We start from the raw sequence: 19,628 nt of genomic DNA, 5'->3' as shown, positions 1-19,628 counted from the left end.
CTTCTATGACAGAACTCTTCTTTCTAAACTTCCTTTGGCTGTTAACCATATCTTTAAATATCAATTTCATAATATTCATCGTAAAAATCTAAGAGTTAACAAAATTCCTAAATCTTCCTATCAATACTTTACTCCCTCTGATGTCATTCATTACGGACTTATTACTGTTATTCATTCCTTTGGCAGGGACCTCAAGTGGAATCCTCATATTCATGCTATTCTCTCTCTTGGCGGTTTTAATAAATTTTTTCACTTTGTTAACTTTCGATATTTTCACGCTGAATCGATCGCTAGACAATGGAAATTCCTTCTTCTTGATATTATTTCAAATGGTAAATATCCTAACGAACATATTCGTTTAAAAGCTAAAAATACTGTCAGTCTAATGTACAAAATTGATAAAAGATTCTTCTTTGATGTTGCTAACGGGAATATTAACAACAACAAGGGAATCATTAAATATCTTGGCCGGTATCTTGCTAGAGCTCCTATTGCTGAATACAAAATCTCTAATATTTCCCATGATTCTGTTTCTTTCTTTTTTTATGATCTTAAACTAGGTAAAAAGAAAACTTTAGTTACCATGCCTTTGTCCAAATTTATTACTCAAATCCTTATTCACCTGCCTCCTAAAAACTTTAAAATGATCAGCAGATTTGGGTTTTACGCCAGAAGAAAATCACATAAACTCACTAACGCTATTCAAGCATTTAAAACTTCTGCTGTTTCTTCAAATTTTCCATGGTATGAAAGACAAATATTCAATACCTTTGGTATCAATCCTTTTGTTTGCCCTAAATGTAATATTAAAATGAAAGTCTCAGAATTTTATCATTACTTATATCCACCAACCAGAATATATATTTGATTTTTTTTAATCTAACTCTGTTAGATTATTTTGTGATGTTTTTTTTTAATAGATAAGGAGCTTACGCTCCTTATTCATATCTCATATATATCAAAATTTCTTGTTTTATCTATTTTTCTTGATTTCAATACATTAACTTTCCTTACTATTTAAAAAAAGCTGAATTCAAAATCCGGCTGATTTCTTGTATAATTGTTTTATGACTAATAAAATAACTATACAGAATAAACTGAAAATATATTTTCAACAATAATATTCATTGATCTTCTTTTCAAGGAGACTTATTTTTCTTATTCTGATATTTCATTCATCAAAAAATCTATCTCTAACTTTATTGCCTGCAGGGATTTAGATAAAGAATGCCTTCTCCTCAAATGCTTCTCTTGCGGTCATTCCCATAAAATCCCTCTTACATGTAAATCCTGACTTTGTCCTTCTTGTGGTTTCAAATATTCTGCTACATGGACTGAGAGAATTTCAAAAGATATTATCAACTGTCCTCACAGACATGTCCTTTTTACTATTCCTAAACAATGCAGAGAATTTTTCTTCTATGACAGAACCCTTCTTTCTAAACTTGCTTTGGCTGTTAATGATATCTTTAAATATCAATTCCATAATATTTACCGTAAAAATTAAAGAGTGGATCGGTCCCCAAATTTGAATTTTTGGAGTTAATACAGTATAATATGCTTGTAACGGTATATTATTATACTGAATTGCTCCTGTAGACTGTAAAAAGTTTATGGGAGTTTTTTCTATCTCTTTTTTATTATAAGCTGGTTATTTTCTTCATCCAAAATTAGCTCTATATCTTTTTCATTTTCTGTTATATCTAATTTTCGAAGCCACGGAATCGGTAAAATAATCCTTGCACCTTTTCCAGTCCCAGCCTTATAAAAAGAAATTTTTAAATCTCTTTTTTCCATATTATTCTTTTCTATCAGTCACCTATATTTCACATAATAAGTGACTAATTGCCAATTATTTTTATTCTACTCTACAAACTCCAAAAATTCTAGGAAGGCTTTCCCTCAATATTCAATTGTCATTGTCCAGTTTTGTTTCCAATAAAAAAACAAGACTGTTTATATTTAGTCTTGTTTTACTACATTATTCTATTCTGCTAAAGTATCTCCAAAAATTTCTGAAATTTCTAGAATTGGAAAAAATGTATAAAATAACTCATTATTAGTTTCTTCTTCAAAGCCTATTATATCCCACAATCCATTCTTTTTATTCATATGCACTTTTATTATTTTCGTCTTTTTTGTGCTTTTTCTTTATATTTTTCATATAAAACATTCAATAATACTTTCACATACTCATCTTCAAGCTCTTCTTCTGTTTTACCACTTTCATCTACAACTTCCTGAAACTTATTAAAAATTTCTATCTGTAGCTCTTCCAATGGCTCATCTTGAAGTACATCTAAAAATGAACAATAAGTTACTAGTACAGTTAGTTCACTTTTATATTTATTCTCTTTCACATCCGTAACTTTGTATTGGTTATTTTTGTAACTTAGTAAAACTTCTTCCGACATCTTAGTTTCAGACTTTTTATCAATTTCTCCTAAAGCTCTTACCATCTCAGGATCATCTTTATATTTATCATAGTTCCCTGTTAAAAGTACTTCTATATTTTTATCAAAAACCCTCTTAGACTCATACTTATCTAAATTATTACTAAAGCTTAAACTTGTTAATATTATTAGCATTCCCAATATAATTTTCTTCATTCTCTCTCCTCTAATTTTAATTCCCCATCACTAATATCTTCTATTCCATATTCTCCATTTTTGTCTCTAAATCTTTCAATATATCTAAATTTACAACTCATTCCCCAAACTGGGTGTGGAACTGGCTCATACCAAGATACTACCTTAAAAGTCTCTAAATCAAGGTTTTTCAAATTTTTTCCTCTATAATAAATATTATTTTTATCTTTCGCTAAATTAATATCTAATTTCTTAAAAGAACTTTTATCAACTCCTTTAACAGAAATCCCTGAATATAATATATCATTTTCCTTTATTTCATATCTTCTTGGCATTGAACAACTCAGTGAAAACCCAAATTGAAACATCATAAATAACCCTGCTAAAATCATTAACTTTCTTATCACTTATAACCTCCTAAAATTATTTTATATATTATAACTTAATTTTTAATTCAAGACTAAATACTCAATTGCCATTATCTAGTTTTAGTTTCAATAAAAACAAGACTGCTTTATCCTTGTTCACTCGACACTCCATCCATCTTTACAATTATATTCAAGTTTTTTATTCTTATCTTCTACTTTTAAACACCATGCTCCTATTGTATAGTGTGAAGTTTTCATATCCATATTTAACTTTTTTCCCTCATAATAAAAATCATTTTTATCTTTTAAAAATAAAGGAGTTAATATTTCTAAAGTTTCTATATCTAAATCTTTTATTTTATCACCTTTATAATATACATATCTTTTATCTTTTGATAGTGAATTTTCTATTACTCCAAAAGTTTCTATGTCTACATCTTCCAATCTTTTATCTTCAAAGTAAATATTTTTTCCATCTCTTGAGTATAAAGAATATTCTAAAACTTCAAAAGTTTCGGGGTTTGCACTATTTAATAATTTCTCATTATAATAAACATGTTTTTTATCTTTCGCAAAACTCCAGTTTATTAATTCAAATGTAGTGGGATCAGCAAAAGGTAGACGTTTTCCATTATAGTATACATCTTTTTTATCTTTCACATACATCCTTAACTTATCTATTTGTTCAATTGTTCTAACATCTGCCTCTTTTATAATTTTTCCATTATAGTATACATAATTTTTATCTTTTGCATAACTTGAAAAGAAGTCAAGAGTTTGAAATGTTTCACTATCTGCTTCTTCTATTTTTTTACAAGCAAACTCCACTGAATCCTGCCGTATATCGTAATAATAACACCCCATAGTTATAGAAGTATTTATAGTAAATATTGTCATAAAAAATAAAACAACTTTTTTCATCTTTCTCCTTAAGTATTTTTTCACATTTATCATTATAAAAAACAAGACTGTTTTATTTAGTCTCGTTCCATTTTCTGTTTCTAAAATTTAAAATAAACATTCTTTATTTTAAAACTCCAAAAATCGTTTTTGTTATTTCATCACTATTATAAAATTTATCTCTTGATATATACATATCATCCAACACACCATTTTTATAGGTTTCTTCAACTAATTCCCCGTCTTTATTTATGTATTTTTTAAATTCCATACCCCAATCCGGTCTCTCTCCAAAACCATCTTTAAAAGCGATAGTTTCTCCTACACTCACTGCTTCTTCTGTTCCATTTACTCTTCCTTCTTCGTCAAAACTAAAATCTGTTATCATAAGTTCAGTTTCAGTAAAAAACTTTCTGATTTTTCCGTCTTTATATTCAGATAACATTTCAAAATTGTCATTTGTATCTTTAATTGCAAATTTACCATCTAATTTTCCTTCTTTTATATTATATTCCAATAAATACACATCTCCTATTTTATAAAAGCCACCTCCTTCTAACTTACCATCTTTTAAATTTATTTCTCCTGTAACATTTTTTCCCTCATCTTCTATTGATATTTTACCTGTGTATTTCTTATTTTTATATAAAACCATATTATTTTCAATTTTTAAATTCTCATTAGGATACTCTACCTCTTTTGGCATTCCGCAAGATAGTATTCCAATAATTAGCACTATTACCAATAAAATTTGCTTCATAACTAACCTCCACATTTAGTATTTTTCATAAGTATAACATTAACTATTTTAATTTACAAGACTAACATTCAATTCCCATTGTCCAAAATTCTTTTATCCCTTAAAAGCTTTAAAATGATTAGTATAAATCTCTTTAAGCTCTATAACCAATTTCTCATTCAAATACACACCCTCAATATGATACTTATTCTTAAAACTTTCCACTCCCACACCGTGAAATTCCTGATGGTGCTCTGTACACAATGATATAAAAGGTGTACTAAGCCCGTCGTCATTTTCATAAGTTCCTACAGCTGAAGCAACCGACTTCCAGTGATGTAATTCTACAGTATTATATTCATCATGCCTTTTCCCACATATTGCACATACCCGGTTTCTAAGACAGGTTATCACATATTTCTGAATATCCGGAACTATAGTCCTGATATGTTTATAGTTTTGATTTTTGTCCCTTATATACAATACTCTGTTCTCCTCAATACCAAGCTCAATGATAAACTGAATAAACTGTGTTGCGGTTTCCATATCCAAGGTATTTTCCTTATATGGACTTGTAGAAAATCCCGGGATCTCATATTTACTACAAAACTCTCCTATCAGAACATCTTTTATATATAAATAATCTCCTCCTGCTTCTTCTTCGGCCCATTGATGAAACAGAACATAAATAAGTCTCATCTGTTCAATTGACATCATTTTTTTAGGAATTACTTCAATTGGATAATTATTTAGGACTTCTTCAAGTTCTGTTTTAATACCAGGAGTAACTTCCTGAACCGGTACAGTTAAAAGTATTTTATTTTTTGTTATTTCTGCTAAAGCCATGTCTTTTCCTTTCTGAACTAAAAAACCCTCAACTTAATATCGAGGGTTTGTTGTTAATATTCTATGTTTAATCCGTCTAATATATCCTGCGCTTCTTTACTTCCCATTTCTGCCGCTTTCTTTAGATATTTTTCTCCTGCCTTATGATTATTCAGGAAAAAGTACTGTATCCTTCCCAAATTACCTATAGAGTTGACATCTTCTTTATCTGCTCCTATTCTATAGTATTTTTCGGCTTCTTCATATTTTTTTTGCATTTCATACGTCGCTCCCAGAGCATTTATAGAATGTAAACTATTTCTTGCAACTCCTATTTTATAATATTTTTCAGCTTCTTTATAATTTTTTTCTTCATAATAAAAATTCCCTAAACTCTCTATAGCAATTATGCTATTATGCTTTTCTGCTGCTATTTTCAAATATTTAATAGCATCTTTAGAATTTCCTGTTTGAAAGTACAATATTGCTAGATTATGAATTGAATTTTCATTTCCTTCATCCGCTGCTATTTTCAGGTATTTTTCTGCCTCATTAAAATTTTTATTCTTTAAATAAAAATATCCCAAATAACTTGTACATTCTACATTTCCTTTATCAACTGACATTTTATAATATTTTTCAGCTTTTACAATATCATTTTTTTCTTCATCATATAAAAGTCCCAAATTACACATTGAATCTGTTTCACCTTTATCCGCTGCTATTCTATAATATTTCTCCGCTTCTTTGTAGTCTCCTTGCTCGTAATACATAATTCCTAAAAGCCTTGCTCCTTCTACCTCTCCACTATCAGCTAATACTTTATAATAGCTGATAAGATCCGTGAACCTTTTTTGTTCTTTATATAGAAGTGCGAGATTATACATTGCGTCTTTATTCTTATCCTTTTCAATTGCTAATTTATAATACTTTATAGCATTTTCATAATCTTCCTTTTCTTCATATTCAACTGCAGTTTTAAAATTAGTCTTTTCTTTAATTGTATCTTTTGAACATGAAAATAATGATATAATAATTATAAATAAAACCAATAAATTTTTCTTCATAAAAACCTCCCATATTTTCTTCTTATTATAAAGAAAATACTTTTAGAAATCAAGATAAACCCTCAATATTCAGTTGTTATTGTCCATTTTTTAGTTTTCTATATCAATAAATCTAATATCTGTCTAAATAAACCCTTCTTATTCAAAAGTTTGTGCATCTCCAAGATAAATTCTTCCGCTTCTTCATCTGATCCCAGTGTTAATTCATTTGACCAGCTATTATAAAATACTTTTATTTCATTGCCTTCTCTGGTTATATAGTTTATTTTTTCCACACTATAAATTCTGTCACATTCTCTTTTTATATCAGATATTTTATAAAACATCAGGCCCTCCTATAGAAATATTATTAATCCGGATCCAATTATGATTAATACAAGACATACCCCTAATACATAATTCTATTTATGAGATCTTAAGTATTTTTCCGAAAATTTAGCTACAGTATCGGATAAAGTTTCATTTCTTTCGTCTGTCATTGCTATTATATTTTCAAGATTCTTTCTTTCCTGATTTCCTTTTTCTATAATTCGTTTTAATTCCTTTATTTCCGCTTCTTTTGCTTTGGCAGCTTCTACTGTCTCCAGCTCTTTCAGATAAAATATCTTTTTCTTAATTTCTGCGTATCCTGACATCTCTTACAATCTGTCCTTAGTCCGTCTTTTATTCCTGTAGTCTGATAGAAATATTCTTTAATATTCGGGAATTCTATTCCACATTTGCTGCATTTCTTTACTCCGTATGTTCCTACTTTATCTATTAATATTTCATTGTTCATAATTATTTCCTCCTATTATTTTATTTTTTAATTTTTTTAATTTACTCTCTATAAAATTCATGTTATAATCTGATATTAAATTTTATTGGAGGTTATATGAAAAAAATTATTCTTTTATTGTGTCTTTTAATGTTTATGTGTGTTAATGCCAAACATAATAAGTTAAATGATGACAATCCTAATGCAACAGTTACAGTTCAACTTAATTTTATTAAACAAAAGGAAAACAACGTTAAATCTAGTAATACTGGTATATTAAGCATTGATAATGTGTCAATTCATAAAGGACTCACTTTCCATACTTCATACTTTCACAGTATAAAAATCGAACCAGGTATCCATACAATCGGGATTTATTATCGTTCTGGGAAGAAATATGCCACTGTACCTGTTAAATATGATTTCAAACCTAATCAAACATATTATATTGACATTTTTAATGACTATAAAAAATATATACTAAAGTTCGTAATGCTGAAGAAACAGACTAGTCTCTTTTTCTTTATATTTTTTAATCAATTTAATATAATGATTAACTATCAAATTTTATGGAGGTTATATGAAAAAATTATTCTTACTTACAATTATAATTTTAAATATTTTTGTTACAGTCTCTGCTAAGAAAGTTACTACTAATAAAGTAGTCATGCATACAAGTGCTGTTGAATTATCTGAAGGTGAGTACGCTGTTATTAAAGTTCCTGCTAATATTACAGTTACAGAAATTAATTCTCTTAAATTTAAAGTAAATGAAGCTAGAATTTTTATAGCTCCTGGAAATTATACTTTTAAAACCAGATTACTTGGTGGCTTTATGGATGCTGCTAAAACTTTCGATACAGAATTAGAAGCCGGTAAATTTTATATTATTAAAAGTGAAATGAAACCTGGACTTTTTGGTGGTAAAACTGCATATTCCATTATTGAAACAACTAAAGAAGATGCAGAATACCCTTATTAAAGAGCCTGTGAGAAAAAGTCTGTAAATAAAAAAAGCTTTCTATGATAAAATTAAAATATCATAGGGGGCGATTTTTATGTCTAAAAGAAATAATGAGGAGAAATCAAGAAAAAGAAATGTAATCACAGAATTAATAGTGCTGTATGATATAAAATCAGCAGAAGATATACAGGACGCTCTAAAAGATCTATTAGGAGAAACAATAGAATACATGCTTACCAGTGAGTTATCAGAACATTTAGGGTACAATGAATACGTAAAAAGTACAAAGACAAATTCAAGAAATGGTAAAAAAACAAAAATGATCCGCAGTAAATATGGAGAAATACCAATATCAGTACCCCAGGACAGAGAATCAAGCTTTGAACCAAAGATAGTATCTAAAAGGACAAAAGACATATCAGAAATAGAAGAAAAAATAATTTCAATGTATGCAAGAGGTTTATCAACAAGACAGATATCAGAACAGATAGAAGATATTTACGGATTTAGTGTAGGAGAAACAATGGTATCGGATATAACAAATAAACTGCTTCCAAAGATAGAAGGCTGGCAGAACAGACCATTATCTACAGTATATCCGATAGTATTCATAGATGCGGTGCATTTTTCAGTAAGAGAGAATAATAATAGTTAAGAAATTAGCATCTTACATAATATTAGGAATAAATGAATCAGGAAGAAAAGAAGTATTGAGTATAGACATAGGAGAAAATAAAAGCAGTAAATACTGGCTGTCGGTACTGAATAATTTAAAAGGTCGTGGAGTAAAGGATATATTAATATTATGTACAGAGATGGATTAAGTGGGATAAAGGAATCAATATCAGTAGCCTTTCCTCATACAGAATATCAGAGATGTATAGTCCATCAGGTAAGAAACACACTAAAATATGTATCAAATAAAGATAAGAAAGAAATGTCCAAAGACCTGAAAACAATCTATCATGCACCATCAGAAAGTCAGGTACAAGAAAATATATTGGAGATAAGTGAGAAATGGTCAAAGAAATATCCTCATGCAATGAAAAGCTGGGAGGCAAACTGGGATGTGATAAGTCCGTTGTTTAAATTTTCAGAGGAAGTAAGAAAATTAATATATACAACAAATGCAATAGAAAGCTTAAATAGTACTTACAGAAGATTAAACAGATTGAGAAGTGTATTTCCAAATAAAAACTCCTTACTAAAAACTTTGTATTTATCGACATTTGAAGCGACAAAAAAATGGAGTATGCCCCAGAGAAACTGGGGTCAGGTATATGGAGAATTTAGCATAATGTATGAAACAGACTACCATAAAACTGAGAAAAAATATCAAAAAAACATCCTGAATAAGGATGTTTCCTTGACATGCTGTTATTTAAGAGGTATATTATACCAGAGCAAAAAACAGTACATGGATTAAATTATTTATTATAGAAAGATTGATTTACAGAGAATTTCACGCACTCCCATTAAGATAGCTTCTTTGGCTGCCTTAACTAAAACCTATCTCTTATAAATCTTTCGTTAATCTTTCGTTATACTCTTCTTCTGATTCATTTTTTTGTTTCTTCAGTTCTTCTTGTTTATATTTTCTATAATTAATTTGAATTGAAACTTGGTTATTTGGCAACGGTAATCTCATTTCCCATATTTTTATTAACCCTGTTTTTCCTTCAATTGTTGTTATAGTAAATTCTTTCACTACCTCTTTGTAAATTGATCTCTCTCCATATTTATTTTTATAAGCTTCAATTAAATCTGATAGTTGTCTTTTAGTAGTTAATGCTGTTGAATCCCAAGCAGTCAAATCGTCCCCATCAAAAATAAAAGTCAAACTTGATAAATCTAAAGCAGAAAACTCAACATTTTTATACACAAGTGCATTTTGCTTTTTGTCGACCTTATACCCTTTACCCATTTTTTGAATAACTTCTTCTTTAGAAGCTCCCCATTTCAAATCTTTAAACCCTTCCGCAGTAAAACACAATGAACTTAAACTTAAAACTAATATAACTAATATTTTTTTCACTCTGAACCCTCCTAAAATGTTTTTTAATATTTTACCTTGATTTTAATATTTTATCAAGCATTAAAAAAAGTAACCCTGTAAGGTCACTTATATTTTATCATATGTTTGTTTCTCCTGCTGTTCTTTTTTCAATTTTTCTTCTTTCCGTTCCTGTTCTTTCCTATCAAACTCTTTTGGTGAAGTATAACGAAATTCAACTTTTGCCGGTTTCTTATCCATATAAAAATATATTGACATGTCATTCTCTCTTTCAGAATTCATAAAATGATACATCTCACCTGTACCCCAATTCGTTCCTTTGGGATATTTTCTCATATACATACGTAATAACTCGAAATTATCTGAACTAGTTGTTTCGGCATCGCCTCTCCATTGATACAATTCTCCATCTTTAAAATAAAAATCAACTTCAACATTTAATCCTATAAATTCCAAATTTTCATAAGTCAATATCTTATCGAAGTTAAACTTAGGTTCTCCTAACTTATTGATAACTTCATCTTTACTCATTCCCCAGATAAGCTTTTCAAACCCAGGAACCGTATCTACTTTTTTGGCTACTTCCCTGCTTGTCTTACTTGCTGAAAAGCTTAATACTCCTAAACATAAAACCAATAAAATTAATATTTTTCTCACTTTGAACCCTCCTAAATGTTTTTTAATATTCTACCTTGATTTTAGTAATTTATCAAGTATTAAAAAAAAGAGCTCTCCTGTCGCTCTTTCTTTAAGAAAAGTATCCCCCACTAATCCTTTTTAAATTTAAATTTTTCTCTGTTATGAATGTATGAAATTATTCTGTAATCTATTTTCCCAATATTTTCTTTATCTTCCTTCTTCTCTTTTTCTGCCTGTTCTTCACTCAACGGAACCACATCTCCTTTTATGAAAATAATAGCCTGTTTATTTCTTTTAATATATGATAACACATTTATTGACAAAAGGCGATACAATGATTATATTCATATAATATATTGTTTTAAAGCAAAGTGATGTAAAAAAGAAAAGACAGATTAACCGTCTTTATCTTCTGTAAAGAAATTAAATAACATCTCTATTTCTTCTACATCTTTCTCATGAGCAGATTTTGTTAAACCATCAAAATTTACATCTAACAGTCCTGTTTCTCCAATATATTCTTTTAGATAACCACTAGTAGTGGTTCCAGTATTTCAATTCTTCTCCTAAATAATTTTGCTGGATTATTAATATCAAATGATCCTCCCATTTCATTTACAATATTAGAAAATCTCACTTTTGATATTTTAGTTACTCTCTCAGTCTTAAATAGATCAGTCTGGGGGAAAAAAAGTTCTGTCATCCGATGAATAAGAACCTTCACATTGGAAATAATATTTTTCCTTACTTCTATCTTTTAAAACTGGTATATTAAAAGTTGTATCTTTCAATTCTATGAGTCTGATATCATTTTTATTTCCTTCTTCTAAATCATATTTCCTTAAAAAATGTAGTGGCAAATGTTTCATTTTATAGAATGTATCAATTTTATCAATATTTATTATCAAGCCATAATATCTAAACATTTTCTCTATCACTCTTAATGAAAAATTGGATGGGTTACACTAAACTGGACAGAAAAAATAAGTTAATATAAAATAATTATGATAAAAAGAAGGAGATAGCAAATAGCAGCTAAAAAAAGAAAGAGAAGAAATTACGCATCCACTTTTAAGAAACAAATAGTCCAGTTATACCAAAATGGGAAAAGTAAGGCAGATATAGCAAAAGAATACGATATTCATGTATCAGTAATAGGGAGATGGCTTAGTCAATATGACAATAGCGGATACTTTAAAGAAAAAGAAAACAGAAGTGAACTGGAACTTGAAAATATTCAACCAAAAAAGAGAAATAAAGATTTAGAAATGGAGAATGATATCCTAAAGCAAGCGGGGCTGATCTTAGGACGAAAATAAGTATAATAAAAGCAAATATACATAAATATTCAGTATCAGCAATATATCGTGTCCTCAAAATATCTAGAAGTACTTACTATTATAAAGCAGTAAAAAAAGAAGATACAGATATTTTGGAACAGACAATAAAAAAAATATTCAAAGATAGTAGAAATAATTATGAGACTAGAAAGATAAAAATTGAACTTTCTAAATTAAAATATATAGTTTCAAGAAGAAAAATCAGTAGAATAATGAAAAAATCAGGTCTTGTTTCAAGCTATACAAAAGCCAGTTACAAACCTGTTAATATCAAAATATCGGAAAATAAGACCGGTAATCTTTTGAATAGAGAATTTAAAAGTAAAAATCCTCTAGAAATATTGGTAAGTGATCTCACATATGTAAGGGTGAATAGCAAATGGAACTACATTTGTCTTTTTGTTGATATTTTTAATAGACAGATAGTTGGGTACAGTGTAGGAAGAAAAAAGAGTGCAGAATAAGTATACAGAGCCTTGGCAGGAATAAAAGTAAATTTGAAAAAGATAAAAATATTTCATAGTGACAGAGGAAGTGAATTTAATAATTACATTATTGATGAAGCCCTTGGTTCCTTTGGAATATCACAGTCTTTGAGTAGAAAAGGAAATCCATATGATAATGCAGTAGCAGAGTCTACTTTTAACAGAATTTATCAATACAATAATAGTATATTCAATACATTTAATGAATTAGAAGTGAAATTAGCAGACTACATTAATTGGTTTAACAATTATAGAATACATTCTACATTAGGATATTTAAACCCTGTAGAATTTTTGAAAAACTGTCTAAATTTTTGTTGCCATTCCAGATTCAATAATAACAAAAGAAGAATATAATGTAAAAAACCAAGAGCTGGAAAAGAATCTGCATGATCTGCAGCTTGAATTGAATTTATTAAATAATACAGATGTTATATCTCGGAAAGATATAAAAGCATACTTGAAAGATTTAGCAGAAAAATTTGAACAAAAAAATGATGATTTTAAGAGAAATGTTGTTGAAACATTCGTGGATAAAGTCATCATATATAAGGATAGAGTCGAGGTGAAACTCCAATTTATAAATTTTTAGTTCGGGATACTATTGGTGGAAGTGGGGATAAACTTTTTTTATCACTAACCAAAAAATATACCCGTGCAACAGCATCTAAATGCACAAAGGAAGCCTCTCACAGCTCCCTTTTTAAAGTGACAAAATCACTCCATGCAAGTTGATTTTATCATTTATTAATGAATAAATCAAATAGAAAGTAGGAATAATTATGAAAAAAAGAGCAGGAAAAACTTTTATGATTATCATTATCATAAGTTTCTTTGCTATTATAGCTATTATATTTAGTAAGTACGATACTAAAATAGATGAGTTTGTTGATGAAGATACTGGAGTTATATACTTAAGATCTGGAACTTCCCTAACTCCTAAACTAGATAAAACAGGAAAAGTTATTGTAAAAAAATAAGCAGTCATTAAGGCTGCTTTTTTATCTGGTTTCTAATTTTTCTTTGCATTTTAATATGCTTTCTTGCGTATGATTTGAAATTTCTCTTTTTGTTTCACCCTTCTTTGCTTCTCCTTCCAGCAAACTTTCACGATACTTGAAAAAAGCATCTTTAATTTTTTCAGAGTAATTCAAGAAAATAGGTTTTAATTCTGATAATATTAGTTTAGATAGTTCTGAGTTCCCCGAAAGCTTTATATTATTTTCAAGTTCATTCTGCTTTTCTTCTATTCTTATATCAATTTCTTTCATAATATCATCATAATTTTGTTGCACATTGTTCTTTTCCACGGTCGAATAGAATAGCAGTTGGAGTTCTTTAAACTTCAGACTTACAGAATCGGAAAAATTTTGAGGACTTATATATTTCCCCTGCATTGTATCTGTTAAATTGTCAATTGCCTGTGTCATTCTCTGAAATGTTTTCTGTGTTTCTTCGTGTCTCATCTGATTTTTTTCTTCTATTTCCTTATTTGTAATATCGTCATCTTTTAAAACATATTTTACAAGCCCCCATATCGCAAATCCTACAAATCCTATGAGACCACCAAGTGACATTATAAAACCTGCAGTCATAACTGATCCTCGCTAACCTCACAAGCCACACCATTATTGTCTCTATCTAATGATTTTCTATATAATTTGCTCTCTTTTGGAATGTTGTAATAACCTTTCAATTTTGCTTGAGTACAGTTATAGAATGTCTCTTTTTCTTTTATATAATATCCATACCCAGCCGTAATAAGAATTAATCCTATTACGGCTATTAATAATATAATTCTCTTCATCTTCCTCATGCTGCCCTCCTGTTATATTATTTTGCTTTTATTTCATCCTTATTTTTCTGATATAATTTTTCAAAGAAATCATATAATTTTTCAATTGGAATTAGCTTTAAAATAGCTGATTTTTGAACAAACTTCATACTTTTGAATATCTGTATAGCCTTTTGTTTTCTTTCAGCACCAGTAGCACCGAAATACTTTATTTGAGCTTGCTTCATAGCTTCTAATCCCATTTGTTTTACAGCATCGAAATTTTTATAACATGCATATCCAACCCCTACTACGGCTACCCCTATCAATATCCAGTCAAAAATTGTTATTGTTCCTAAAAAAATCTTTATCATATTTAATATATTTCCCATATTTCCTCCTAATAATATTTTATTTCTCCTATTTTTTGTCCATTTTTTACTATATAAATAGTTTCATCCAGATCTGGAACCGGATCAGGATTTGGCTGCACTGTTTCATCTCCTAAAAATTCATGTATGCTTTTAACAATTGCATCTGCATAATCGTTCATTTTATTTAATCCGGCACTTAAATCATTATCATTATCAATGAAAAAGCCTTCACTGATAATGCAAGGTGCTTTCGTTCTCGATAATAATCCATTCCCCCTTCCTTGCCACGGCTCCTTTGCCCCTCTATTTTTAAGTCCTAAAGCTGCTGAAACATTTTTAGAAACTATTGTTGCCAATCCTTTTCCCTTTACACTTCCGGGATAATAGATAGCCTCAGTTCCTGTTGCCGTATCATTTTCCGAGTCATTACAATGAAATGAAATTATAAGCTCTGGATTAAAAGCATTTATTTTACTTGTATCTTCAATGCTGTTATTACCTCTATTTTCAATCAAGACTTCATATTGTCCTTTAAGTTTTTCAGATATTTTAGGCACTAATTCGCTGTTATATTGAAACTCAGTATATTTGTTGTGTGGATTAGTCGCTCCCGGTTCTCTGTATGTTTGTCCATTTTTATCTTTTTTATATTGTCCGTGCCCTATTATCAAACATATTTTTTTCATTTTTCCTCCTCTCCTGTTAATTCTTCATATCTCTTTAGTTTTTCCTGATATGTTTTATCGAGTTCTATATTTTCCTTTTCCAACTTCTTTGCTGCAAAAGTTTTTCCAGCTTCTTTAAGATTTTTTATTTCTTTTTGTATATTAGTTATTTCCAATTCCAAACTTCCTAGTTCCTCTTCAAGTACTGAAATTTCTAACTCTTTTTTATAATTCCATTCTTTACTTTCTGTATTCCAAATATGAAACAAATCAGGCTTTGGACTTCTCTCAACTACCTCATCATTTTCAAGGTAGTAAGTATATCCTTTCATATTTGTTTTTTCTATATAGGTTTTATGTTCCTCATCTGTGATTTCTTTTATATTGAAACCATCTTCTTTCTCTTTATCAGTTAAATTTCCGTATGAAAATCCTGAAAATTCACCCTGCTTATTAAATAATAAATACATTTTTCCACCTAATATCCTTTCACAAAGATTCTTACTGTTGTATCAATATAACCTGTAGTACCCGGAAGCTTCCCCCAAACAATACATTGTGTCTTGCTTAATATCCTTATTCCTACAGAATGTGCCCCACTCCCGCCATCTCCGCCACGTATATCCAACACAGAATTTTCATAAGGATAAGGGAAATTTACAATTGTTCCTGCTTCACCATTTGAAGAGAGTGCTTGAGCTAAAAACCACTGTTCCATTATCCCGTTCGGTCTTTTTTCATACCCCGGAATACTTGCTTTTAATTCAAATGAGTTTTCTATTTCACTTTTAATTTGTTCGAGTGTTATTATTCCGGCTGTTTTTTCTGTAGCTTGTAATGATGAACTATCTATAATAAATCCTGCTCCATCAAAATAAACACTATAAACTTTGTCGGCTTTTAAATCCAACTGATTTAACTCAACAACAGTACCCTCTTCTTTTTTTTGTAAATCATAGCTATCTCCGTTAATAATTAATTTACTGACACCATTTATATTTTCTTCTGTTGTCTTAATTGAAAAGTGTAAATTTTCTGTAAGTTCGTATCCATCAGAATTAGAAGTAGTCGTTTTAAGACCATCTATAGCAACAGTATAATGATCTTCACTATTTACTACAGTATGATTAGAATCTACTAAAAAATTCAACCCCATTTGTAAATTATTCATTATCTCTGCTTTTAGAGTCGTTCCTATCTGTTGTACGTTATATTTATCTCCTTGCCATTCATGACGGATTAAGCCTTCACCAATATCACTAGCTGGTGTTTCTTTAAAAACATTTAAAGCTCCCCCTGCCCAATCTTTCCATTTCAAGAATCCCATTAATATATTCCCTCCATTCCTATTACTCCTGATTTAGATATATTTGTTTCATACCCTTTATTTTGGAATATATCATCTATCAGTATTTCTTCTATATATAATTGTATCTCAGTTCCAGCTTGAGATATTCCACATATATAACTACCTACTTGCATTTTATATTGAAAAAATAAGTTTAAGTTTACGCCGGCTGCTTTTATATCCAGCAAAGATTTTTCAATTGTGTTTTTTATCTCTGCCCTTAGCTTTTTATTCAAAATAATTGTTATTTCCCCAATTCCATTTTCATATTTAAATAAATTTGTTTCGTCTTCTATTGCCGACATTAGAAATTTTATTATGATTTCTGTAGTTGCATTTCTACTTACTGTCAGCCAATAAGCTAAAATTCTAATACGGTAACTTTCGTCATCTTCACCTGTTTCTCTTACAACATTAAATATTCTACCAATATTATCAAGCCAGACACCATTTGCATTTTCTACATCAATTACTTTACTTAAATCATATATTGCTTGATTTAAGCTTCTTATTTCTTCATAAATTGAGTTTATGAGAAATTCGTTGTTACTTCCTATATCAATATTATACATATGAGGAAATCTTTCTAATATCTCATTTAATTTATCTTCTCTATACATAAATCACCTCTATATCATTTCTGGTTAATCTGAATTTTTGTGTTGGTGATATTGTGAATTTATGATTTAAATCGTATGTTTTATATTCATCATCTGTCTTGTCATAAACATAAACTTTGGCATATCTTATTTCATCTATACCATTTACTTCAGAATGAAGTTCATTATACAGAATAGATTCTCCTAATTTTAAAGAATCTACATATTTAATCAGTTCATCTTGAATAGGCTCAGTCCACCGATTATCTTTTTCTCCATTTACTTCAAGAACCTCTACTCTTATTTTTAAAGTTTCAAATTGTAAAATATTATAAGTTACTTTTGTCGTTATATTTCCAGCTATTGTGAATTCCTCTGATTTACTTTCAAGTTTTTTATCTTCAAGAGTCATTATTCCAACCGCAAGAGTATCTTTTATTGCTTCTGCTATTTTCCTATCCGGAGTTCCATCAACTATAATCTCCACAGTTCCATTTTCTGTAGAAGGATTAGTCTTTGGATCAAGAATGATAACATCATTTACAACATCTAATTCTAATAAAGCTGTTGTTATAGCTTCATATGTAGCTGTCGAAGCTATATTTTTTGAATTTTTAAGTCTGTATCTGAAGTCTGAATCACTTTCCAGATCTTCGCCGTTTGTAAAAGGATATGGATTATATATTTCATTTACTGTATATCCTTCAATACTATTAATTTCTCGCTCTCCGATATTATATTCTGTCCCTGTTTCAACTGCTCTTACATAAAGTTCCTTATTTACTGTATCAATATTCGTGTCTGCTATAACTTGAAATTCAAGACTACCAGCTTTAATAATTGTATCTTTCAGGATTGTTACAGGAGTATCTACTATTACATAGACCAAACCGCTTGCATATTTCCCCGTATATCTTGGCTCTACCGGAAGAAGTTTCTGAATATAATCAAGAAATATACCTTTTGCTCCATCTATATTAAACATATTTGATAATTCCAGTATTTGTTCATCTAAGTTTGTTATCTCATAAGTTAATGCTTCATTGTGAATTCCTTCCGGAGCGTTGAAATCAAATGTAAATTCATTGTCATTCAATCTGGCTTTCCATCTTTTTTCAATATTAGTCAAATGCTCTGAAAATGTTTCTTTCTTATATCCTATATTTGTTAATTGCCCCATATTTCCTCCTAGAAGTATATTTCTTCACTATTCTTTGTCAATATCCCTATATCTATTTTATAATCACCTTTATCAGTGAAATTTGTTTTATATTCAGTTATCCTTTCAACATCTTTGTCATTTTCAATATATTCTTTTATCTGCGTATCAAGATTTATTTCAGCAACTTCACGTCCGAATACTCCAGGTAAATCATTTACTGAAAACCATCTTACACCCTCTTGATTATGTAAAAACCATTCCCCATATTGTAAAGCTATTTTATTCTGAATTCTCTGTGCTATTGTCTTGTCATAATCCGCTAAAGTGATGCCTTTCCCAATCACAACATCACCAGACTCATCTAATAGCCAACTATTTTTACTGTCCATTATGATTTAGGCACCTCCGTATCTGAACTTCCGGTAGTTACTCCACCATGTTTATGATCTTTTCCGCTTATTCCAGAACTGATATGATCTGCTGCTTGACTATTACCACTCATGTTTAAATCACCGTTTATATTGACATTACCCTGTATCTCTATTCCACCGCCAGAACCTATTTTTATGTAATTACCAGATTTTTTATGAACTATTGAAAATCCATCTGTGTGACTATTTGAATACCTTGCGGTTATATTTCCTAGTATAAATGCATCATTCTCAGAATATCTGTCATAACTGTTTGGCTCCACTGGTTCGCTTTGATCCAAAGTTCCTTCAAGTGAGTGTTGAAAGAAACCTACTACTACTAAATCTCCTACATTATAAGGAGCATTAATAAAGAAAGCAGACGAATTAAATATTGGCATTATTGGAACATTTTCTACAGGCTCGTCATCATCAAACTCTCCATTAAATTCTGTCATAGCTATTTTTTTTATAGTGGCAAATAAACCTTCATTATTAACTTCTATTATTTTAGCCAATGCTAATGTATTTAAATTATTGAGCTCATCAAAAGAATCCCCTATCTTTTTTTGTATTCCTTCTTCAATTTTATTAATCATACTTCCACCTA

27 protein-coding genes and 3 pseudogenes are annotated in these 19,628 nt (G+C 29.4%); 6 read left to right on the top strand and 24 right to left on the bottom strand.

The window, feature by feature from the left end:
• Positions 1-34: 34 nt before the first annotated feature.
• Both STERM_RS21555 and STERM_RS22800 read left to right on the top strand, forming a co-directional pair.
• Positions 35-868, top strand: coding sequence for an IS91 family transposase (locus STERM_RS21555; RefSeq protein WP_169305388.1), 834 nt, complete (start codon positions 35-37; stop codon positions 866-868).
• A 441-nt stretch (positions 869-1,309) separates the two neighbouring features.
• A pseudogene (locus tag STERM_RS22800) lies at positions 1,310-1,507 on the top strand (IS91 family transposase); the annotation flags it as partial.
• 119 nt (positions 1,508-1,626) lie between these two features.
• Here the strand turns inward: STERM_RS22800 and STERM_RS21870 are convergent.
• From STERM_RS21870 to STERM_RS04380, 11 genes are all read right to left on the bottom strand, one after another.
• Entirely contained in the window at positions 1,627-1,797 is a 171-nt protein-coding gene (locus STERM_RS21870) for an AbrB/MazE/SpoVT family DNA-binding domain-containing protein (RefSeq protein WP_115388747.1), read from the bottom strand.
• Positions 1,798-1,986: 189 nt separating this feature from the next.
• The gene (locus STERM_RS22650; protein ID WP_256594919.1) at positions 1,987-2,112 is read right to left on the bottom strand and encodes a hypothetical protein; all 126 of its coding nucleotides are present in this window, start codon (positions 2,110-2,112) and stop codon (positions 1,987-1,989) included.
• An 11-nt stretch (positions 2,113-2,123) separates the two neighbouring features.
• Complete coding sequence (locus tag STERM_RS04420; protein WP_012860363.1) at positions 2,124-2,609, bottom strand: hypothetical protein; 486 nt, start codon at positions 2,607-2,609, stop codon at positions 2,124-2,126.
• Positions 2,606-2,995, bottom strand: coding sequence for a DKNYY domain-containing protein (locus STERM_RS04415; RefSeq protein ID WP_012860362.1), 390 nt, complete (start codon positions 2,993-2,995; stop codon positions 2,606-2,608). The genes STERM_RS04420 and STERM_RS04415 overlap by 4 nt, the downstream gene beginning before the upstream one ends.
• A gap of 117 nt (positions 2,996-3,112) precedes the next feature.
• Complete coding sequence (locus STERM_RS21090; protein ID WP_012860361.1) at positions 3,113-3,877, bottom strand: DKNYY domain-containing protein; 765 nt, start codon at positions 3,875-3,877, stop codon at positions 3,113-3,115.
• 103 nt (positions 3,878-3,980) lie between these two features.
• Positions 3,981-4,616, bottom strand: coding sequence for a hypothetical protein (locus STERM_RS04405; protein ID WP_012860360.1), 636 nt, complete (start codon positions 4,614-4,616; stop codon positions 3,981-3,983).
• A 93-nt stretch (positions 4,617-4,709) separates the two neighbouring features.
• A complete protein-coding gene (locus STERM_RS04400) occupies positions 4,710-5,441 on the bottom strand; it encodes a putative HNHc nuclease (protein WP_012860359.1) in 732 nt (243 codons plus the stop codon).
• Between the two features lie 53 nt (positions 5,442-5,494).
• Entirely contained in the window at positions 5,495-6,487 is a 993-nt protein-coding gene (locus tag STERM_RS04395) for a tetratricopeptide repeat protein (protein WP_012860358.1), read from the bottom strand.
• A 98-nt stretch (positions 6,488-6,585) separates the two neighbouring features.
• The gene (locus STERM_RS04390; protein ID WP_012860357.1) at positions 6,586-6,813 is read right to left on the bottom strand and encodes a hypothetical protein; all 228 of its coding nucleotides are present in this window, start codon (positions 6,811-6,813) and stop codon (positions 6,586-6,588) included.
• A gap of 75 nt (positions 6,814-6,888) precedes the next feature.
• Entirely contained in the window at positions 6,889-7,122 is a 234-nt protein-coding gene (locus tag STERM_RS04385) for a hypothetical protein (protein ID WP_012860356.1), read from the bottom strand.
• On the bottom strand, positions 7,080-7,265 hold the full coding sequence (locus STERM_RS04380) for a hypothetical protein (RefSeq protein ID WP_012860355.1): 186 nt from the start codon (positions 7,263-7,265) through the stop codon (positions 7,080-7,082). Before STERM_RS04380 ends, STERM_RS04385 begins: the two co-directional genes overlap by 43 nt.
• 559 nt (positions 7,266-7,824) lie before the next feature.
• Between STERM_RS04380 and STERM_RS04370 the strand changes: the two genes are divergently transcribed.
• Both STERM_RS04370 and STERM_RS04365 read left to right on the top strand, forming a co-directional pair.
• A complete protein-coding gene (locus STERM_RS04370) occupies positions 7,825-8,226 on the top strand; it encodes a hypothetical protein (RefSeq protein ID WP_012860353.1) in 402 nt (133 codons plus the stop codon).
• Between the two features lie 76 nt (positions 8,227-8,302).
• Positions 8,303-9,514, top strand: a pseudogene (locus STERM_RS04365) (IS256 family transposase); the annotation flags it as partial.
• A gap of 210 nt (positions 9,515-9,724) precedes the next feature.
• On the opposite strand, the gene STERM_RS04360 reads toward STERM_RS04365, so the two are convergent.
• The 3 genes from STERM_RS04360 to STERM_RS04350 form a co-directional block, all read right to left on the bottom strand.
• On the bottom strand, positions 9,725-10,243 hold the full coding sequence (locus STERM_RS04360; protein WP_012860352.1) for a hypothetical protein: 519 nt from the start codon (positions 10,241-10,243) through the stop codon (positions 9,725-9,727).
• Between the two features lie 87 nt (positions 10,244-10,330).
• Positions 10,331-10,879 carry a hypothetical protein gene (locus STERM_RS04355; protein WP_012860351.1) on the bottom strand — a complete coding sequence of 183 codons (549 nt, stop codon included), beginning with the start codon at positions 10,877-10,879 and terminating at the stop codon, positions 10,331-10,333.
• A 656-nt stretch (positions 10,880-11,535) separates the two neighbouring features.
• Entirely contained in the window at positions 11,536-11,799 is a 264-nt protein-coding gene (locus STERM_RS04350; protein ID WP_147289468.1) for a hypothetical protein, read from the bottom strand.
• A gap of 90 nt (positions 11,800-11,889) precedes the next feature.
• Between STERM_RS04350 and STERM_RS04340 the strand changes: the two are divergent.
• Positions 11,890-13,043, top strand: a pseudogene (locus STERM_RS04340) (IS3 family transposase).
• 425 nt (positions 13,044-13,468) lie between these two features.
• Positions 13,469-13,666: a hypothetical protein gene (locus STERM_RS04330; protein WP_012860350.1), complete on the top strand. Its 198-nt coding sequence runs from the start codon at positions 13,469-13,471 to the stop codon at positions 13,664-13,666.
• Between the two features lie 21 nt (positions 13,667-13,687).
• Here the strand turns inward: STERM_RS04330 and STERM_RS04325 are convergent, their stop codons facing one another.
• From STERM_RS04325 to STERM_RS04280, 10 genes are read right to left on the bottom strand one after another with little or no spacing between them, the layout of a single operon-like run.
• Positions 13,688-14,281: a hypothetical protein gene (locus tag STERM_RS04325; RefSeq protein ID WP_012860349.1), complete on the bottom strand. Its 594-nt coding sequence runs from the start codon at positions 14,279-14,281 to the stop codon at positions 13,688-13,690.
• Complete coding sequence (locus tag STERM_RS04320) at positions 14,278-14,502, bottom strand: excalibur calcium-binding domain-containing protein (protein WP_012860348.1); 225 nt, start codon at positions 14,500-14,502, stop codon at positions 14,278-14,280. The genes STERM_RS04325 and STERM_RS04320 overlap by 4 nt, the downstream gene beginning before the upstream one ends.
• 17 nt (positions 14,503-14,519) lie before the next feature.
• Entirely contained in the window at positions 14,520-14,852 is a 333-nt protein-coding gene (locus tag STERM_RS04315; RefSeq protein WP_012860347.1) for a hypothetical protein, read from the bottom strand.
• Between the two features lie 8 nt (positions 14,853-14,860).
• Positions 14,861-15,520 (bottom strand): N-acetylmuramoyl-L-alanine amidase, encoded by a 660-nt coding sequence (locus STERM_RS21085; RefSeq protein ID WP_012860346.1) that lies wholly within the window; start codon positions 15,518-15,520, stop codon positions 14,861-14,863.
• The gene (locus STERM_RS04305) at positions 15,517-15,969 is read right to left on the bottom strand and encodes a hypothetical protein (protein ID WP_012860345.1); all 453 of its coding nucleotides are present in this window, start codon (positions 15,967-15,969) and stop codon (positions 15,517-15,519) included. The genes STERM_RS21085 and STERM_RS04305 overlap by 4 nt, the downstream gene beginning before the upstream one ends.
• An 8-nt stretch (positions 15,970-15,977) precedes the next feature.
• Positions 15,978-16,826 (bottom strand): hypothetical protein, encoded by an 849-nt coding sequence (locus tag STERM_RS04300; protein WP_012860344.1) that lies wholly within the window; start codon positions 16,824-16,826, stop codon positions 15,978-15,980.
• Entirely contained in the window at positions 16,826-17,467 is a 642-nt protein-coding gene (locus STERM_RS04295; protein ID WP_012860343.1) for a hypothetical protein, read from the bottom strand. The genes STERM_RS04300 and STERM_RS04295 overlap by 1 nt, the downstream gene beginning before the upstream one ends.
• Positions 17,460-18,626 carry a baseplate J/gp47 family protein gene (locus tag STERM_RS04290; RefSeq protein WP_012860342.1) on the bottom strand — a complete coding sequence of 389 codons (1,167 nt, stop codon included), beginning with the start codon at positions 18,624-18,626 and terminating at the stop codon, positions 17,460-17,462. Before STERM_RS04290 ends, STERM_RS04295 begins: the two co-directional genes overlap by 8 nt.
• Positions 18,627-18,634: 8 nt before the next feature.
• A complete protein-coding gene (locus STERM_RS04285; protein WP_012860341.1) occupies positions 18,635-18,997 on the bottom strand; it encodes a contractile injection system sheath initiator in 363 nt (120 codons plus the stop codon).
• Positions 18,997-19,617 (bottom strand): hypothetical protein, encoded by a 621-nt coding sequence (locus tag STERM_RS04280; protein ID WP_012860340.1) that lies wholly within the window; start codon positions 19,615-19,617, stop codon positions 18,997-18,999. Before STERM_RS04280 ends, STERM_RS04285 begins: the two co-directional genes overlap by 1 nt.
• Positions 19,618-19,628 lie beyond the last annotated feature (11 nt).

It is taken from the genome of Sebaldella termitidis ATCC 33386, from assembly GCF_000024405.1.
Lineage (GTDB): Bacteria > Fusobacteriota > Fusobacteriia > Fusobacteriales > Leptotrichiaceae > Sebaldella > Sebaldella termitidis.
Note: the sequence above shows the minus strand (reverse complement) of the source record. Positions and strands in the feature narration are given on the sequence as shown.

Coding starts and splice junctions, on each gene's coding strand:
- STERM_RS04380 (WP_012860355.1), bottom strand. CDS start 7,265: ATGAACAATGAAATATTAATAGATAAAGTAGGAACATACGGAGTAAAG.
- STERM_RS21870 (WP_115388747.1), bottom strand. CDS start 1,797: ATGGAAAAAAGAGATTTAAAAATTTCTTTTTATAAGGCTGGGACTGGA.
- STERM_RS04385 (WP_012860356.1), bottom strand. CDS start 7,122: ATGTCAGGATACGCAGAAATTAAGAAAAAGATATTTTATCTGAAAGAG.
- STERM_RS04280 (WP_012860340.1), bottom strand. CDS start 19,617: ATGATTAATAAAATTGAAGAAGGAATACAAAAAAAGATAGGGGATTCT.
- STERM_RS04390 (WP_012860357.1), bottom strand. CDS start 6,813: ATGTTTTATAAAATATCTGATATAAAAAGAGAATGTGACAGAATTTAT.
- STERM_RS04300 (WP_012860344.1), bottom strand. CDS start 16,826: ATGGGATTCTTGAAATGGAAAGATTGGGCAGGGGGAGCTTTAAATGTT.
- STERM_RS21090 (WP_012860361.1), bottom strand. CDS start 3,877: ATGAAAAAAGTTGTTTTATTTTTTATGACAATATTTACTATAAATACT.
- STERM_RS04330 (WP_012860350.1), top strand. CDS start 13,469: ATGAAAAAAAGAGCAGGAAAAACTTTTATGATTATCATTATCATAAGT.
- STERM_RS04400 (WP_012860359.1), bottom strand. CDS start 5,441: ATGGCTTTAGCAGAAATAACAAAAAATAAAATACTTTTAACTGTACCG.
- STERM_RS04370 (WP_012860353.1), top strand. CDS start 7,825: ATGAAAAAATTATTCTTACTTACAATTATAATTTTAAATATTTTTGTT.
- STERM_RS04285 (WP_012860341.1), bottom strand. CDS start 18,997: ATGGACAGTAAAAATAGTTGGCTATTAGATGAGTCTGGTGATGTTGTG.
- STERM_RS04325 (WP_012860349.1), bottom strand. CDS start 14,281: ATGACTGCAGGTTTTATAATGTCACTTGGTGGTCTCATAGGATTTGTA.
- STERM_RS04290 (WP_012860342.1), bottom strand. CDS start 18,626: ATGGGGCAATTAACAAATATAGGATATAAGAAAGAAACATTTTCAGAG.
- STERM_RS04305 (WP_012860345.1), bottom strand. CDS start 15,969: ATGTATTTATTATTTAATAAGCAGGGTGAATTTTCAGGATTTTCATAC.
- STERM_RS04320 (WP_012860348.1), bottom strand. CDS start 14,502: ATGAGGAAGATGAAGAGAATTATATTATTAATAGCCGTAATAGGATTA.
- STERM_RS22650 (WP_256594919.1), bottom strand. CDS start 2,112: ATGAATAAAAAGAATGGATTGTGGGATATAATAGGCTTTGAAGAAGAA.
- STERM_RS04405 (WP_012860360.1), bottom strand. CDS start 4,616: ATGAAGCAAATTTTATTGGTAATAGTGCTAATTATTGGAATACTATCT.
- STERM_RS04315 (WP_012860347.1), bottom strand. CDS start 14,852: ATGGGAAATATATTAAATATGATAAAGATTTTTTTAGGAACAATAACA.
- STERM_RS04295 (WP_012860343.1), bottom strand. CDS start 17,467: ATGTATAGAGAAGATAAATTAAATGAGATATTAGAAAGATTTCCTCAT.
- STERM_RS04395 (WP_012860358.1), bottom strand. CDS start 6,487: ATGAAGAAAAATTTATTGGTTTTATTTATAATTATTATATCATTATTT.
- STERM_RS04420 (WP_012860363.1), bottom strand. CDS start 2,609: ATGAAGAAAATTATATTGGGAATGCTAATAATATTAACAAGTTTAAGC.
- STERM_RS21085 (WP_012860346.1), bottom strand. CDS start 15,520: ATGAAAAAAATATGTTTGATAATAGGGCACGGACAATATAAAAAAGAT.